This is a genomic window from Brevundimonas sp. UBA7534, assembly GCF_002479325.1.
Lineage (GTDB): Bacteria > Pseudomonadota > Alphaproteobacteria > Caulobacterales > Caulobacteraceae > Brevundimonas.
On sequence record NZ_DLMO01000162.1, the window covers coordinates 55,216 to 69,739 of the forward strand.

Annotated in this window: 17 protein-coding genes; 5 read left to right on the forward strand and 12 right to left on the reverse strand. The window is 67.5% G+C overall.

Annotation, left to right across the window (positions count from 1 at the left end):
- Positions 1-3: 3 nt before the first annotated feature.
- From B2U11_RS13775 to B2U11_RS13785, 3 genes are all read right to left on the reverse strand, one after another.
- On the reverse strand, positions 4-2,955 hold the full coding sequence (locus B2U11_RS13775) for a TonB-dependent receptor (protein ID WP_249750664.1): 2,952 nt from the start codon (positions 2,953-2,955) through the stop codon (positions 4-6).
- Positions 2,956-3,046: 91 nt separating this feature from the next.
- Complete coding sequence (locus B2U11_RS13780) at positions 3,047-4,033, reverse strand: FecR family protein (protein ID WP_292072517.1); 987 nt, start codon at positions 4,031-4,033, stop codon at positions 3,047-3,049.
- Between the two features lie 7 nt (positions 4,034-4,040).
- Positions 4,041-4,529, reverse strand: a complete 489-nt coding sequence (locus tag B2U11_RS13785) for an RNA polymerase sigma factor (RefSeq protein WP_066625047.1) — start codon at positions 4,527-4,529, stop codon at positions 4,041-4,043.
- Between the two features lie 476 nt (positions 4,530-5,005).
- Here B2U11_RS13785 and B2U11_RS13790 point away from each other — a divergent pair, with 476 nt between their 5' ends.
- Both B2U11_RS13790 and B2U11_RS13795 read left to right on the forward strand, forming a co-directional pair.
- Positions 5,006-5,248, forward strand: a complete 243-nt coding sequence (locus B2U11_RS13790; RefSeq protein WP_084375300.1) for a helix-turn-helix domain-containing protein — start codon at positions 5,006-5,008, stop codon at positions 5,246-5,248.
- Between the two features lie 194 nt (positions 5,249-5,442).
- Positions 5,443-5,742: a DUF7662 domain-containing protein gene (locus tag B2U11_RS13795; protein ID WP_017505555.1), complete on the forward strand. Its 300-nt coding sequence runs from the start codon at positions 5,443-5,445 to the stop codon at positions 5,740-5,742.
- A 67-nt stretch (positions 5,743-5,809) separates the two neighbouring features.
- On the opposite strand, the gene B2U11_RS13800 is transcribed toward B2U11_RS13795, so the two are convergent.
- The 7 genes from B2U11_RS13800 to B2U11_RS13830 form a co-directional block, all read right to left on the reverse strand.
- Entirely contained in the window at positions 5,810-6,037 is a 228-nt protein-coding gene (locus B2U11_RS13800) for a hypothetical protein (RefSeq protein WP_017505554.1), read from the reverse strand.
- A 10-nt stretch (positions 6,038-6,047) separates the two neighbouring features.
- Positions 6,048-6,431, reverse strand: a complete 384-nt coding sequence (locus B2U11_RS13805) for a copper resistance CopC family protein (RefSeq protein ID WP_017505553.1) — start codon at positions 6,429-6,431, stop codon at positions 6,048-6,050.
- 17 nt (positions 6,432-6,448) lie between these two features.
- Positions 6,449-7,252 carry a copper resistance protein B gene (locus tag B2U11_RS13810; RefSeq protein WP_414632967.1) on the reverse strand — a complete coding sequence of 268 codons (804 nt, stop codon included), beginning with the start codon at positions 7,250-7,252 and terminating at the stop codon, positions 6,449-6,451.
- A 389-nt stretch (positions 7,253-7,641) separates the two neighbouring features.
- On the reverse strand, positions 7,642-9,453 hold the full coding sequence (locus B2U11_RS13815; RefSeq protein ID WP_409514909.1) for a copper resistance system multicopper oxidase: 1,812 nt from the start codon (positions 9,451-9,453) through the stop codon (positions 7,642-7,644).
- 126 nt (positions 9,454-9,579) lie between these two features.
- Complete coding sequence (locus tag B2U11_RS13820) at positions 9,580-10,143, reverse strand: RNA polymerase sigma factor (RefSeq protein ID WP_017505550.1); 564 nt, start codon at positions 10,141-10,143, stop codon at positions 9,580-9,582.
- A 9-nt stretch (positions 10,144-10,152) separates the two neighbouring features.
- Positions 10,153-10,593 carry a Spy/CpxP family protein refolding chaperone gene (locus tag B2U11_RS13825; RefSeq protein WP_017505549.1) on the reverse strand — a complete coding sequence of 147 codons (441 nt, stop codon included), beginning with the start codon at positions 10,591-10,593 and terminating at the stop codon, positions 10,153-10,155.
- The gene (locus tag B2U11_RS13830; RefSeq protein WP_017505548.1) at positions 10,590-10,871 is read right to left on the reverse strand and encodes a hypothetical protein; all 282 of its coding nucleotides are present in this window, start codon (positions 10,869-10,871) and stop codon (positions 10,590-10,592) included. Before B2U11_RS13830 ends, B2U11_RS13825 begins: the two co-directional genes overlap by 4 nt.
- A gap of 129 nt (positions 10,872-11,000) precedes the next feature.
- Here B2U11_RS13830 and B2U11_RS13835 point away from each other — a divergent pair, with 129 nt between their 5' ends.
- The 3 genes from B2U11_RS13835 to B2U11_RS13845 are packed head-to-tail and all read left to right on the forward strand — an operon-like array spanning position 11,001 to position 13,157.
- Entirely contained in the window at positions 11,001-12,152 is a 1,152-nt protein-coding gene (locus tag B2U11_RS13835; protein WP_155966146.1) for an acyltransferase family protein, read from the forward strand.
- A complete protein-coding gene (locus tag B2U11_RS13840) occupies positions 12,149-12,625 on the forward strand; it encodes a DUF411 domain-containing protein (protein ID WP_292072538.1) in 477 nt (158 codons plus the stop codon). The genes B2U11_RS13835 and B2U11_RS13840 overlap by 4 nt, the downstream gene beginning before the upstream one ends.
- Before the next feature lie 40 nt (positions 12,626-12,665).
- Positions 12,666-13,157 (forward strand): YybH family protein, encoded by a 492-nt coding sequence (locus B2U11_RS13845; protein WP_017505545.1) that lies wholly within the window; start codon positions 12,666-12,668, stop codon positions 13,155-13,157.
- Positions 13,158-13,332: 175 nt separating this feature from the next.
- Here the strand turns inward: B2U11_RS13845 and copD are convergent, their stop codons facing one another.
- Positions 13,333-14,247: a copper homeostasis membrane protein CopD gene (gene copD, locus B2U11_RS13850; protein WP_066629157.1), complete on the reverse strand. Its 915-nt coding sequence runs from the start codon at positions 14,245-14,247 to the stop codon at positions 13,333-13,335.
- A 4-nt stretch (positions 14,248-14,251) separates the two neighbouring features.
- Positions 14,252-14,524: copper homeostasis periplasmic binding protein CopC (gene copC, locus B2U11_RS13855; protein WP_292072541.1), on the reverse strand; the 273-nt coding region annotated here is incomplete at its 5' end.

Consider the following 14,524-nt stretch of genomic DNA (forward strand, 5'->3'; position numbering starts at 1 on the left):
CGCTCACCAGCGCTTGACGAGCTGAAGGGAGATCTGCCGGCCCAGCACATTGGTGTTGGCGGCGTCGTAACCGATCCCCGCCGGCGCATCGTAGAAGGGCGGCTCCTCATTGGTCAGGTTGAGCACATTGAGGGTGAGCGAAAGGCCTTCGCCCCATCCGCTCCCGAAGTCGTAGCGGACCTGGCCGTCCAGGGTGATCCAGTCATCGATCCCGCGTCCGTTGACCCGATCGCGTCCTCCGCTGACGTGGTTGAGGGCGCTGCCGAGGGTGAGCGGGCCCCGCTGCCACTGGGCGCCGAAGCGGCCCCGCCACCGGGCGGGAAAGTTCGGGGCGCCGAGCAGGTCCTCGGTGGGCGACGCAGCCGTGACCGTCCGGTCGTTGGTCAGCAGATGGGTCACGCTCGCGTCGAGCGAGATGTCATCCGACCCCAGGGTGAAGCGATAGCGGGTCGAAAGGTCGAGCCCCTCGACCTCCACGGCCGAAGCATTGACGTAGCGGCTATCGATGACGGCGCCGTAGGCGGTCGCCGGGAAGACGTTCGGATTGAAGTTGCCCGGGTGGCCGAGCAGGGACTGGACATAGGCCCGGTCGTCCGCGTTTGAGCCGGGGCTCACATAGCGGATGAAAGGGGCCAGGGTCGGATCATTGAGCGCATTGATCAGGTTCTCCGCGACCGGGGTCGCGATCCGGTCCTCGAAGGTCGTCCGGAACCAGCCGCCCTCGATCCGGAGACCTTCGGCGGCGGCGGGCGTCCAGACGAAGCCCGCCGTCCAGGACTCCGCGGTCTCCGGGATGAGATTCGGGTTGCCCCCGTACTGGACGATGCTGATCACATTGGCGCCGGCGCGGTCCAGGAACACCGGGCCGAGCCGGTAGGCGCTGTTCAACTCCCTCAGCGAAGGGGCGCGGAACGAGGTGCCGTAGCTGGCGCGCAGGAGCAGGTCGGGGGTCGGGTTGTAGAGGACGCCGACCTTGGGATTGCTGGTCTGGCCGATCCCCTCATGGTCCTCGACACGACCGGCAAGGGACAGCTCCAACCGTTCGAGGCCGGGCCGGGCGTTGTCGGGCCCCACGAGCGGCGCGCGCAGTTCGACGAAGGCGGCCGAGACGTCGCGCTCGAACGCCGTCGGGGCGGCGATGCGCAGCGCTGCGCCGGAGATGAAATTCTCGCCGGAGGTTTCGAAACGCTCCTGGCGATAGTCGACACCGACGGCCATGCGCAGGTCCCCGCCTGGCAGGGCGAAGAGGACGCCGTCGGCCTTGAGGTTGAAGGAGCCGACCGTGCTGATGTTCTCGGACCGAAGGTAGCCGGACCCGATGAAGGCCAACAGGGCCGGGCTATGGGCGGCGGGATCGCCATAGGGATTGAAGTAGCCGTCGACGGCCGGGTTGAAGGTGGTTCCCGGATTGTTCGGCGTAGAGCCGAGGGCTTCGTCGAGCCGGGTCGTCTGGACCCGGTTCGAGGCCATAAGCCCGGTAGTCTCCCGACCTCCGCTCAGATAGGCCGCGAGGTTCCATCCGGCGAGTTCACCCGTGACCCCGACGGCGCCGCCGACGCTGCGGGAGAAGCCTTCGTCACGGCCCGGCCCCAGGTCGTTGATGAAGGAATAGGCGATCTCCTGATAGGGCTCGCCCGCCACCGGCACGAAGAAGGGATTGTCCGGCGTCACGAACAGGATGCCGATGTCGGCCACCGACTCCTGGATGTAGGTCCGGTCGGTGTAGCGAAGGTCGCCGTCCAGACTGAAACCACCCGGAAGGTCCTGCCGGCCCGCCACGAAAAGGCTGTGCCGGCGCTGGTGCGGCAGGCTCCACAGGCCCTCCATCTGATTGGTCAGATTGACTTCGCCCGGGCGAAAGTCTCCAGGCGGGAGGCCCACGCCGTTCTGATTGCGTGGGATGGCGTAGACCGGTTCATAGGATCCGCTGACCGGATCGAACGCCATGAGGTTGCCCGGGGCCGCGTAGGTGAAGCGCCAGTCCGAGCCGCCCAGCGGGCGCAGGTCCGCATTCGCGGTTGCGCGACGGTCGGCGGCGCGCAACTCGCCGCGGTCGTGGAATTCGTAAGCGGCGAGGAGGCCGCCGTTGGACCAGTTGAAACCGCCGCTGTGAGACAGGAGAGTCTCCTCGGCCCCGCCGTCGCTGGTGCCGCCAACACGTAGCCGGGTTTCGGCTCCGTCGAACCGTGACTTCAGGATGATGTTGACCACACCGCCGACCGCGTCTGCGCCGTAGAGGGCCGACGCGCCGTCGAGCAGCACATCCGCTCGGGCGATGGCGCTGCTGGGAAGATTGGAGATGTCCGAGAAGTCGCCGGCGCTGCCCGTGCCCGCGATCCGCCGGCCGTTGACCAGGACGAGGGTTGCATCCGCGCCCAGACCCCGCAGGTTCACCCCGGTCGCATAAGCCGAGTTTCGGCTCGTGCGGTCTGCGCCTGTCCCGGCAGACCCCTCATAGGCCGCCCCGGTGAAGTTCTGCGGCAAGGCGGCGAGGGTCTCGGCGACCGTCGCGCGGCCTTGCCGGGCGATGTCGTCCTGGGTGATGACGGTGACCGGCGACGGACTGTCCGCGCCCCGCAGATAGGTCCCCGTGACCACGATTTCTTCAAGCTGGGTGGCCTGCGGTTCGGCCTCGGCGCGGGCTGAGGGATCAACGAGCACGAAGACCGTCGGGCGGCTCTGGCGATAGGCCAGGCCCGTCCCGCGCAGGAGCTCCGCGAGCGCGGCCTCAGGAGTGTATTCGCCGGTGAGGGCGCGAGCCTGTCGGCCGGTTACCAGCGCGCTGGGATAGAGGATCTGCAGGCCGCTCTGCTGGGCGAACACCGGCAGGCTACGCTCAAGCGGCCCGGCGCCGATGCTGAACGTCCGGACGGCCTCGGTCGATTGCGCGATGACCGGCGTCGCGACACCCAGCATGAGCGCAGCGAGCGCGGTTGAAGTGAACCTGTGACCCATGATCTCCCCCTCTTTTCTACCCGCGGCTTTGCGGGGCGGGGAGGAGACGTTGGGTCGCGGGGCGTCCCCTAAGTCCGGACGCAGATTATTTTCATGCCGGCCCCGAAAGGATCAGATGGCCGTCGGCCGCCGTGGCGGCTTCAAGGTGATAGAGGTCGCGCAGGGCGGCGACGAAGCCGTCGATGTCCCCGGCGTTGAAAACGCCGCTGACCCGGATCGACGAGATGCGTTCGTCGCGAAGCTCGATCGGTTTGGAGGTGTAGCGGTTCACCTCCGTCACGGCCGCAGCGATCGGCGTGTTCTCAAAGGTCAGCCGGCCGACTGTCCAACTGGTTTCGGCCGGGACATTGACCGCGACGACCCGGGGCGTTGGACCCGAGGTGGTGACCTGCTGGCCGGGCTCCAGGGTCCATTGGGCCGTCCTCGAGGACGGCTTGTGAACGTCGACGCGCCCTTCGACCAGGACGACACGCGCCCCGGAGCCGGATCGCCGAACGTCAAAGCGCGTGCCGACGGCGGTGACCTCCGTGTCGCCCGCCTGGACGAAGAAAGGCCGCGCGGCGTCGCCCTCGACCTCAAACATGGCGCGTGCTGCTGCGAGCGTGACCACGCGACGGGCGTCGGTGAAGCGAACGGTGACCCGCGAGTCCGTGTCGAGGACGATGCGGGAACCGTCTTCCAGCCGCACGGTGCGTTGCTCGCCGATGGCCGTGGCGTAGGCGTCCGGCCGCTGCAGGGACCACCAGGTCAGGCTCCCGGCTCCGATCACAAGCGCCATGGCGCCCGCGACGCCGAGCGGGATCAGACGGCCGGCGTCCCGCATCCGACGGCGCGGGCGCGCCTTTTCGACCCGACTCAAGGCCTCGTCGGCGAGCCCCGCCATCCCGGGGCTTTGCGCCAGCGTCCCTGCCGCGTCCCACATGGCTTCGAGACGGCTGAAAGCGCGCGCGTTCTCCGGGTCTCGCCGCCACGCGCTGAACGCCTTCACGTCGGCGGTCGTGACCTTGCGCTGGTTCAACTTGCTGAACCAGTCGGCGGCTTCCTTGCGCCTGATGTCGGCTTCAGCCTCGATCATCATCCGTTGCCTACAGGTCCAGCCGAGACGCGCAGTACTGAAGCGCCCTGGACATTCGCCATTCCACCGTTTTCACGCTGATCTCGAGCGACACGGAGATCTCGGGATAAGTCATACCGCCAAAGCGGTTCAAGACGAAGACGTCGCGGTAGAGTTGCGGCATGGACCGGATAACCTGTTCGAGAAGGACTTGGTCGAACTGCGGCGCGGCCTCGGCCTCGGCAGGTCTTTGAAGCGCCTGGCTCTGGCGGCGTCGGCCCTCTCTTCGGCTTTCATCGCGGACCAGATTGAGGGCGATCTGCAGCAGGAACGCTTTTGGATGGCGGATGTCCGACACGGCGTAAGGCGCCGCCCTGAGGTAGGTCTCCTGGACGACATCCGCCGCAGCGTCGGCGCCGATGTGAGGGCGCAACCGGCGATCCAGCCAGACGGCGTATCGCCGGTAGAGACGGTTGATCCCGTCCTGCGCCTCCACCCCCAGCTGCTTCGTATCGGTCACCACGGATCTCCGACCTCTCGACGAGAGGGGCGGGAATCCCGGCGTGGCCGCGCGATTCCGGGCAGGCGCGCCGACGCGCGCGCTCAGATGGCGGCAACCGGCCGACGCACAGAGCGGCAGCCGTCGATGATTTGATATCGCACAGGGGATTCCAGGCCCCTATCGGCGCGAACGCCGACATCGAAGCATGAATCAAACGGAATCCCGACGCAAGCGGGAGGGGTCGGGCGTTGGAATCCTCTGCGATCGAGGCCCGTTACTTCAGCGCGCAGCGCCGCCTCCGTCAGCGACGAACCCCGGCTCCGGCTGTGCGCCTATCTCGCGGCGCCCGACGGCTCCGCTGTAGGCGCGACCCTTCTACGGTTCAACCGGCGCCGTCGGACCGCAAGAAACCTGCGGGCGGCCCGCAATTGATCGACGTTGCCCGGGTCCGAACCCGCCGTGTACGGAGAAAGTCGGACAACCCGTGGTGTAATATGGAAGCTGTCTCCGAAGATCCGGACCGTGGATCGCCCGCGGTCAGCCTGAGCCCGCGCGAACAGGAATGCCTGCAATGGGTCTGTCGCGGGAAGAGCTCCTCCGACATCGGAACCATATTGTCGCTGTCGCCCCGCACCGTGGACAGCTATCTTGAGAAGGTCTGTTCCAAACTCCGGGTCCGGACCCGGATCGAAGCGGTCGCCTCGGCGGTCCGGCGCGGTCTGATCGACCCGGGATGAGGGAAGGGGGCGGGCCAGGAACTTCTGTGATGAAGCCCGGCGTTTCGCCGCCGATCGCCGCCGACGTTTGCACGTCCCCTGGCTCTCGATCGGCGCCTATCGTTCCCGGAACCCGCCGCCGGTAAGTCTAGATCGGGCAGCGCAAGCGCGCCAGCCGGGCTTGACCCCCGGCAGCAGCGGAGCAAGACACCCAGATGGCTAAATACACGCCGCTCGCAGCCTTTCTCAGACGTCAGAAGGGCGCCGAGGTGGACCTGTCGTTTCGGGACATCGAGCGGATCGTCGGCGGCATCTTGCCCAAGGCGGCCTCGCTGGAGGACTGGTGGCGCGCGAATCCGGCGAGGGAGCAAATGCCCCAGCACCTCGCCTTCGCCGACGCGGGCTTCGTCGCCGAACCGCGGACGCGGGCCGAAACCGTCCGTTTCATCCGGGTTGCGGGAGTGGGCGTCACAGGGAGCGCGGCGCGGCTCAGCGCGGCGAAGACCGAGAGTTGACGCCTGTCTGCTCCGGACAGACCTCCGATCCGTCGGAGCGCCTGCCGGAGTGGTTCAGATCGGGCGGTCAGTTATGGTCGGCGTGACCCTGGGGAGCCGGAGCATCTGAGGGCGCCGGCGCGGGCGGCGCGGGTTCGGCGGGCGGCGGAGCGTCGGACTTCATCTTGTCGCAGCAGCTCATGGCGGCGTCAGCGGCCATATCCTTGCAGCATTCGCAGCCTTCGGCGGCCAGGGCCGCTCCAGCGCTCAGGGCCAGAATCGCGCCGGCGGCGGCCAGCAGGTTGGAAACTCGCATCGTCGTTCTCCTAGTGAACCATGAAGCTGACAGAGCCGGACATCTTGTGGCCGTCCGGACCTTCAGCGGTCCAGGCGGCGGTGTAGGTTCCCGGGGCAAGCCGGGGAAGGGCCACGCTGACGGTCGCGGCGGCCGGTGCGGCGGGGGCATTCACGACCACCGGGGCCTGCCCCTCGGCGCTCAGGGTCACCGTCTTCAGGACCATCGCATGGGGGAAGGTGACGCTGAAGCGTTCTGGCGATCCGTGGGTCATGGCCCCGTTCGCCGGAACCGTGGTGACGGCCGATTGAGGCTCGGCGGCCTGCGTCTGCATATTGTGCCCGGCGTGCGGATCCTGGGCGGCGGCGGCGCCGGCGAAGGCCAGGGCGGCCGTGAGGGTGAGAATGCGGATCATGGGGTGGTCTCCTTAGGTCAGAACCAGGCCTTGAGGCCGACGACGAAGCGGGTGTCATCAGCCCCACCGCCTCGGGCTTCGATGTAGTCGGCGGTGTTTCCGAGCGCCCGGCTCCACTCAACGCCGACATAGGGGGCGAACTCCTTGCGGAACTCGTAGCGCAGGCGCAGGCCCGCCTCGATGGACGACAAGCCCGAGCCGATCTCCAACTCCGGAATGTCGCTGGCTGAGGCGTCGATTTCGAGGCGGGGCTGGAGGATCAGGCGCTGGGTGATGCGCTGGTCGTATTCGGCCTCGACGCGGGCGGTCAGGTCGCCCTCGGTGGAGAGGAAGGCGGCCGCGTCGATCTCCCACCAATAGGGCGCCAGGCCCTGGAGGCCGAGGACCAGGTGCGTCGTATCCTCGCCGTCGGGCCGGAAATCCTGACGCACGCCGGCCTGCACATCCCAGAACGGCGCTATCGCGCGGCTGTAAAGCGCTTGGAGTTCGGCCTCTTCCAACTTGCCGCCAAAGTCGCCTTCGCCCTCGGACTTCCACCAGAAGCGATTGATGTCGCCGCCGCTCCAGCCCTGGACGTCCCAGAGATACGACTCCTCAGCACCGCCGAAGCCGGCTTCGAGACGATCGATGATGACGGCGGTGGTGCGGACCTCGCCGTTCTCGCGAACCAGAATCTGACGGGCGGCCGCCATCGCTTCGGCGCCAAAGACCAGATCGGCGGCGTGCGTGGGGCCGCTCAGGGCGGCGGCTGGGAGCGGGTCCTCCGGAGGACGGCCGGGATTGTCGGCGCTGGTCGGCACGTCCGGCGGTCCCATACTCATGGTCGACATATCATGCCCGGCACGAGGGTCGACCTGGGTGGAGGGCATGGCGGACATGTCGTGGCCGGCGTGCGGATCGGGCTGCGCCGTCGGCGGCATTGTCGACATGTCGTGACCCGCATGCGGATCAACGACCGGGGGCTCAGCCGGCATCTGATGGCCGGCGTGAGGGTCGGCAGCTGGCGGCGTTTGCGCGGGCGGCATGACATGACCGGCGTGCGGGTCTTGCGCCGGCGGCCGGGTGGACGTCTGAGGCCGAACGGCCGGAGCGGGCGTGGCTCGCGGCGCCGCGGTCGCCGGCATGACATGGCCCGCGTGCGGGTCCTGCGCTTGGGCGGTGACGGCGCTGGCGGCGAGGATCAGCGGAGCGAGGGCGACGGCGAAGCGGTTCATGACGCGGCTCCGTCCATGGGCCGGACCGTCACGACATTGAACATGCCGGCGTGCATGTGCATCAGCATGTGGCAGTGGAAGGCCCAGTCGCCGGGCGCGTCGGCGGTCAGGTCGAAGGTCACCTTGCCCCCGGGCGCGACGTTTACCGTGTGCTTCAGCGGCTGATGCCCCGGGGGACCGCCGGTCACCAGTTCGAAGAAGTGGCCGTGCAGGTGGATGGGGTGGGCCATCATGGTGTCGTTCACCAGGGTCACGCGCACCCGCTCATTCCGCTCGAAACGGATGGGTTCGACCAGTTCACTGAACTTCCGCCCGTCGAAGCCCCACATGAACCGCTCCATATTGCCGGTCAGGTGTATTTCCATGGTCCGCGACGGCGGGCGTTGGTCCTTGTTCGGCTGCAGCGACACCAGGTCGGTGTAGACGAGAACGCGGTGATCGACGTTGGTCAGGCCGATCGGCCGCTCGCCGAGGCGGTTGGCGGGGGCCATGGCTATCGCGTCGACGCCCACGCCGACCGCCATGTCCGGCGGGGCGTTCTCGGGATCTCGCATGTTCATGCCTGACATGGACATTCCGCCCATCTCGCCCGCCGGCGCCGCGCCTTGGGCTGGGGCGCCGTGGTCCATGCCGGCCATCGTGCCGTGGTCCATTCCGGACATGCCGCCCATTGAGCCGTGATCCATTCCGCCCATGCCCATGTCTCGCATGGTCAGGTTCGGGACCTCGCGCAGCGGCGGAACCTCGGCGGTCATGCCCAGGCGCGGCGCAAGGGTGGCGCGGCCCATCCCCGAGCGATCGATCGCCTCCGAGACGATGGTGTAGGCCCGGTCTTCAGTCGGCCGGACGATGACGTCGTAGGTTTCGGCGACCGAGATCTGGAACTCGTCGGTCTCGACCGGGCGGACGTTCTCGCCGTCGGCCTGCACCACGGTCATCGGCAAGCCGGGGATGCGGACGTTGAAGATCGACATGGCCGAGGCGTTGATGATGCGCAGCCGCACGCGCTCGCCGGGGCTGAAAAGGCCGGTCCAGTTCTCCTGCGGCCCGTGGCCGTTGATCAAATAGGTATAGGTCGAGCCGCTGACGTCGAGGATGTCGCGCGGGTCCATCCGCATCTCACCCCACATGCGCCGCTCCTCCAGGCTCATGCGGTCGCTGCCGTTGATCAGACCGGCGAGCGTGGTGCGCTGCCGGTTGAAGTAGCCCGGGCTCTTCTTCAGCTTCTCCAGGATTTCGTGTGGGTGCATAAAGCTCCAGTCCGACAGGACCAGCACATGCTCGCGGTCGTAGGCGACGGGATCGGCGCCTGCCGGGTCGATGACGATCGGACCGTAGTGGCCCATCGCCTCCTGAAGATTCGAGTGGCTGTGGTACCAGAAGGTGCCTGACTGCTTGATCGGGAACTCATAGACGAAGGTTTCCCGCGGCTTGATGCCCGGGAAGCTGATGCCCGGGACGCCGTCCATCTGGAACGGCAGCAATAGGCCGTGCCAATGGATCGAAGTGTCCTCATCCAGCCCGTTGGTCACGGAGAGTCGCACGTTCTGTCCCTCGCGCAGGCGCAGCAAGGGCGCCGGGAGCACTCCGTTGATCGTCACGGCATGGCCGGTCCGTCCCCCGACCGTGAAGGGCGAGTGGCCGACCGTCAGGTCGATGTTGGGCCCGCTCAACGTCGGCAGGGCCGTTCTCAAGCCCGCCGTACCGGTCTGCGCCCAGGCCGGCAGAAGTCCCTGCAGGCCAAGCAGCCCGCCGCCAACGGCGGCGCCCCTGAGAAGCATTCGGCGATCGAAACTTGGCATGGGCATAAGCGTGGGGTTCCTCGGACGCGTGTCGGCTTCTGGTTGACATACGCACGTCGGCGACAACGCCCTTGCGTCAGGTCGCCACACCGCGAAAAGAAACGCCCTTCGCCATCGGGCGGGCCGATGAGATCAAGCACCTCCCGGAACGGCCATGTCCTCGGCAAGTCGCTTGCGGGCGCGGGCGATCCGCGTCTCCACGGCCTTGGTCGTGACGCCCAGGATCGCCGCGATTTCGCCGTGCGAGCGACCTTCGAGCGTAGCGAGCAGGAGAGGGGCCTTGAGGCCGTCAGGCAGGCGGGTCAGCGCGCTGCGCAGCGCCTCGGCGCGACGGCGATCGTCCAGTCGGGCTTCGGGAGATGGCGTTTCCATCCGGACCGCTGACGCTTCGGGGGCGTCGAGGCCCATGACGCCGCGCACCACCCGACGCACCGCACGCCGACGGCTCCAGTCCCTGCATTTGTTCAGGGCGATCGAGCGGAGCCAGACCTCGAAGGGGCGAGCCGGATCGTACCTTCGCAGGGCGAGCCATGCGGCGGTGTAAGTTTCCTGGAGCAGGTCGTGCGCTTCCGCTTCGTCGCCGACATAGCGGCGCACGAACCTGTAGAGATCGCCCTTGGTCGCCGCCATCAAGGCGCCGAACGCGCCGGCGTCGCCGCCAGCCGCGCGGGCTTCAATGCTGTCGCCGTCCTTCACGCGCCGCGCCTAGCCGGCGTCGGCACGCAGGGCGTCCACCACGGCGGCGTCGAAGACCTCGGCCTGCGCGGGGGTGAGCACCGACCGCATCTCGAAGACGTGGGCGATGGTCGCCTTCTGCAGATCGCCCATGGCCACGTGGAAGTGATCCACCGCCGCCTGCACCTGGGGCGTGTTCCCATCGCTTGCAGCGATGGCGGCGGCGAGCTCGCGGTTGGCGGCTCGCACTTCTGCCTCCAGCCCGGGGCGGCGCGCGGCGAAGCGCGCTTCGATCGCGTCCAGACGACCATCCTGTTCAGCGCTCAGGTTCAACTGCTCATGGACGACGCTATGCAGGCTCGGCGGCTGACGCTCGCGCATGACCCAGGTTGCGCTCGCCCAGGTCGCCGCGCCGCTGGCGAGCGCCGCCAGCACGGCTGTCAGGACGATCGATTTCCAGCGCGCTCTCATCCCCGGGCATCCAGTGGACCGAGCGGCGACAGGCCCGCCGAGACGGTGAAGATGCGCAACTCAGAGGGCTCAGGCCGCGGCGACGCCACGAGGAGCAATCCACCGTTGGCCACGCCGAGCACGAGCGCCAGCCCTACGGCGGCGACCCGAACCTGGCCCATTGACGCCGCCTCCCGGCGCACGGCGATCCGTGTCCAGACAGCGTCTTCCAGGCCGTCCAGCCGCCCCGCATCGTCTGGCCCTTCCGCCGCAATCAGTCGTTCGATCTCATCAGTCATTGCGCACCTGCATCACGCCCCCTTTGCCATACGCGCCAAACCGTCCGGCCCCTTACGAGGGGACGAGATGTCCGCCGCGTAGATACCAGAGAACGACCGGGAGGACCCGCTCGTGTCGGGGGAGGCGATGTGAGCGAGAGGACAGATCCGGCCGCGGGTCCGTTTCCGGATCGGCTCGATCCGCTGACGGGGGTGAGGTTCTTCCTCGCGCTCGGCGTGGTGCTGTTTCACTACCAGCTGCAATGGACGCTGCCCGAAGGTGCGGCCGGACTGTTAAACCGGGCCCGTCTCGGGGTCGATATCTTCTTCATCCTGTCTGGGTTCATCCTCACCCACGTTTACCTGCAGGGTGATCAGCCAGTGAACTACAGGCGGTTCATCGCGGCGCGGTTCGCGCGCATATACCCGGCGCATTTGTTCATCCTGTTGGCGATGCTGTTGCTGGTGCTCGCCGCGCCGGTGTTGGGCATCGGCCTGGAGCCCGGGCGGTTCAATCCTGCGGATTTTCTGGCCACCCTCTTTTTGGTTCAGGCCTGGTTGCCGCGAGACGGGATGGTCCTGTGGAACGGGCCCGCCTGGTCGCTGTCAGCCGAATGGTTCGTCTATCTCGCTTTTCCAGCCTATGCTGCGGTCGCCCTGCGGTTTCGACACAGGCCATGGATGCTCGTAGCCGCGGCGACGAGCCTGTTCATCCTGCTGGATGCGATCTACCGGCATTGGTTCGGCTCGGTTCTGCCCCGGGCGGAAGACAATATGGGCGTCTTGCGCATCATTCCGGAGTTCCTGCTCGGGATTGGCCTCTACTATCTCGGAGCGCGCTGGGCGCCGTCCCCGCGCGTCGCGATCGTCGGCGCCGTCGGAGCCACCGCGCTCCTCTTGCTCGCTATGCAGATCGGGGCCGATGATCGCCTTATCGTCGCCGCGTCGGGACCCTTCGTTCTCGCCTTGGCGCTGCTCGCCAAGGCGGGTGTCAGAACCTTCCTGTCGCACCCGGTCGCAATCTTCGCCGGTGAGGCCTCGTTCGCCCTCTACCTCGTCCATATTCCGATCCTGATGGTCTGGCGCAATGCCGCCCAGGCCATCGGGGGTTGGCCGGGCGACTATCGAATGGGGCTTCTGGAACTGGCGGCGATGTTGGCGGTGACCCTCGCCGCGGCGGCCGCCATCTATGGTCTGGTCGAGCGACCGAGCCGCCAGTGGCTGAGGCGGCGCACCTTCGGTCGGATGCCGGATGCCGACGCCAGACGCACCGTTCACAGCGATCAGGGAGAGCCCTTTTGACGACCGCCTACCTCCACCGAAGGCTTTTCTTAGGCGCCGCCGTCAGCGTCGCCCTGACCGGAACAGCCTGCGCCCAGACCCAGGCGTCGAGAACCCTCACGGTCTTCAAGACGCCAACCTGTGCGTGCTGCGACGCCTGGATCTCGCACATGCAGGAGGCTGGCTTCAACACGACCATCACCGTTCTGCCGAGCCTCCAATCCGTCCGCAGCAGCCGGGGGCTTCCGGACAGCCTGGCCTCCTGCCACACCGGGTTGATTGATGGCTATGTCGTAGAGGGCCATGTTCCGGCACGGGACGTCATACGGTTGCTTGCCGAGCGGCCGGCAGCGCTCGGTCTCGCGGTTCCGGCCATGCCCCTCGGTTCGCCCGGCATGGAGACGCCGCAGGGACACAAGGACCCTTACGACACGCTGCTGGTGCTTCGCTCCGGCGCGACGCAGGTGTTCGCCCGTCACAACCCGCCCACCTGACCTGACCTTGTCTCACCTGATTCATAAGCCGGAGCCCATCATGTCCCCCAAACCTCTCGTTCTCGCCCTCTCTCTCGCCGTCCTGTCGGTGACGCCCGCTGTCGCGCAGGACCATTCTCACGGCCATGCCCAGACCGCGGGGTCGATCAGCGCGGAAGCGACGGAGGCGGCCACGACCGTCGATGCCTTCCATGCCGCGCTCAAGGCCGGTGACACATCTGCCGCCCTGTTGCTTCTGGCCCCCGACGTCATGATCTTTGAAGAGGGCGGAGCGGAGCGCTCGCGCGACGAATACGCCTCTCACCATCTTGCGTCGGACGCCGCCTTCGCGGCCGCGTCGGACAATGTCGTAAGCCGCAGATCGGGCTGGGCGGACGGCGATGTGGCGTGGATCACGAGCGAAGGCCGCACCACCGGTCAGTTCAACGGACGCGCCGTGGACCGTCTGACAACGGAAACCATGGTGCTAAAGCGCCACGCCGACGGCTGGCGCATCCATCACATTCACTGGTCGTCGCGCGCTCCGCGGTAATCCGCCTCTCCGGTTTGAACGCCTCAGTGCGAAAGCGCGCGGCGTTCAGACCGTATTTGTCCGCTTAAGCCGGGATCCGGGAAGCCCGATGGGAGGACGTGACAACATCTCGACCTCGGAGAATGGCGCCACGACCGCAGCGGTGCTCCACGCCGCGGGCCACTAGATCGTCGGATCACGTCGCGACCGGCGGAGGGAGGGTGCCCATAAGCGCGACGACGGCGAGGACGACGAGCCCGAGGGCCGTCTCCGTGACGATACTGCGCCGCAGCCGTCGAACCGCCGAGATTGACTGTCCTGTGTGCTCCAGTTCCAGACGCAGGGCGGGTGTCAGGCGGAAACGGTTGTCCGCCGCCAGGCCCAGCATCAGCACGAAGAGCGCCAGCTTGGCGATCAGAAGCTGTCCATAGAGGCTTTCGCCAAGGTTCACGAAACGCTCCGATCCGACGAGGAACCAGCTGTTCGCGAGACCCGTGGCCACAAGAAGGGCTACGGCGAGCGTGCCCAGGCCCGAGAACCCATGCAAGGCACGGTAGAGGGCCCCATCGTCGACCCCGGGGCGGCGAAGCAGCAGGATCGTCAGCGCTACAAGCGCACCAAGCCAAAGGGCCGCCCCGACGGAATGGACCATGTCGGAGGCGAGGTGGACCAGGCCCTCGGGGCCTTCTGTCGCCGCGCCGTGTCCAGTCCAAGCGAAGCTCGCGACCACGAAGAGCCCAAGGCCTAGCGAGATGCTCCAGGCCGTCTTGCCCGGTCTCAAGGCCAGGACCGCGACGACGGCTGCGAGGGCGAGGGCGGCCCGCGCGACCATGGCTTTCCCCAAGGCCGTGCCGGTGATCATGAAAGACAGAGACACAGGCTTGATGGCTTCCGCCAGCGAGCCCGCCATGACCGCTGTCTGTGCGAGTAGCGCCAGGAGCGCGCTCGCGACGACGACCAAACCTGACCCTATCAGGATCGCGCGCGACCAGGTGAGATCCACGCCGTCGCCGCGCCTGAAGGTGTACAGCAGGAACAACGGCGTCCCGAGAAGGACGACGGCTCCGGCGTACTGGAGCCACCGGAGCGCGACGACCGCGATCTCGAGCACGGCGTCAGCGCACCGTGAAGGTGTACGAGCCGGTCATGCGGTGACCGTCGCTCGAGGCGATGCGCCAGTCGACGCGATAGTCGCCAGCAGTCAGCGGTCGCGTCAGAGTCCCGGTCAGGGTCTTGCCGTCTTCAGCGACCGAAGTGCGGACCGCGAGCTTCTCGCCGGCCGAGTTGACCACGTCGAAGCCGGAGAACGCAGGCACAGAGCGCTCGCTGAAGGTCAAGGTCAGCGTGCGGGTCGCACCGACTGTGGCGTTCGGCGCGGGCGTGGCGCT

Excerpts from the sequence above, each read along its gene's own strand:
- B2U11_RS13775 (WP_249750664.1), bottom strand. The coding sequence starts at position 2,955 with ATGGGTCACAGGTTCACTTCAACCGCGCTCGCTGCGCTCATGCTGGGT.
- B2U11_RS13780 (WP_292072517.1), bottom strand. The coding sequence starts at position 4,033 with ATGATGATCGAGGCTGAAGCCGACATCAGGCGCAAGGAAGCCGCCGAC.
- B2U11_RS13790 (WP_084375300.1), top strand. The coding sequence starts at position 5,006 with ATGGAAGCTGTCTCCGAAGATCCGGACCGTGGATCGCCCGCGGTCAGC.
- B2U11_RS13795 (WP_017505555.1), top strand. The coding sequence starts at position 5,443 with ATGGCTAAATACACGCCGCTCGCAGCCTTTCTCAGACGTCAGAAGGGC.
- B2U11_RS13800 (WP_017505554.1), bottom strand. The coding sequence starts at position 6,037 with ATGCGAGTTTCCAACCTGCTGGCCGCCGCCGGCGCGATTCTGGCCCTG.
- B2U11_RS13805 (WP_017505553.1), bottom strand. The coding sequence starts at position 6,431 with ATGATCCGCATTCTCACCCTCACGGCCGCCCTGGCCTTCGCCGGCGCC.
- B2U11_RS13810 (WP_414632967.1), bottom strand. The coding sequence starts at position 7,252 with ATGAGTATGGGACCGCCGGACGTGCCGACCAGCGCCGACAATCCCGGC.
- B2U11_RS13815 (WP_409514909.1), bottom strand. The coding sequence starts at position 9,453 with ATGCCCATGCCAAGTTTCGATCGCCGAATGCTTCTCAGGGGCGCCGCC.
- B2U11_RS13825 (WP_017505549.1), bottom strand. The coding sequence starts at position 10,593 with ATGAGAGCGCGCTGGAAATCGATCGTCCTGACAGCCGTGCTGGCGGCG.
- B2U11_RS13830 (WP_017505548.1), bottom strand. The coding sequence starts at position 10,871 with ATGACTGATGAGATCGAACGACTGATTGCGGCGGAAGGGCCAGACGAT.
- B2U11_RS13845 (WP_017505545.1), top strand. The coding sequence starts at position 12,666 with ATGTCCCCCAAACCTCTCGTTCTCGCCCTCTCTCTCGCCGTCCTGTCG.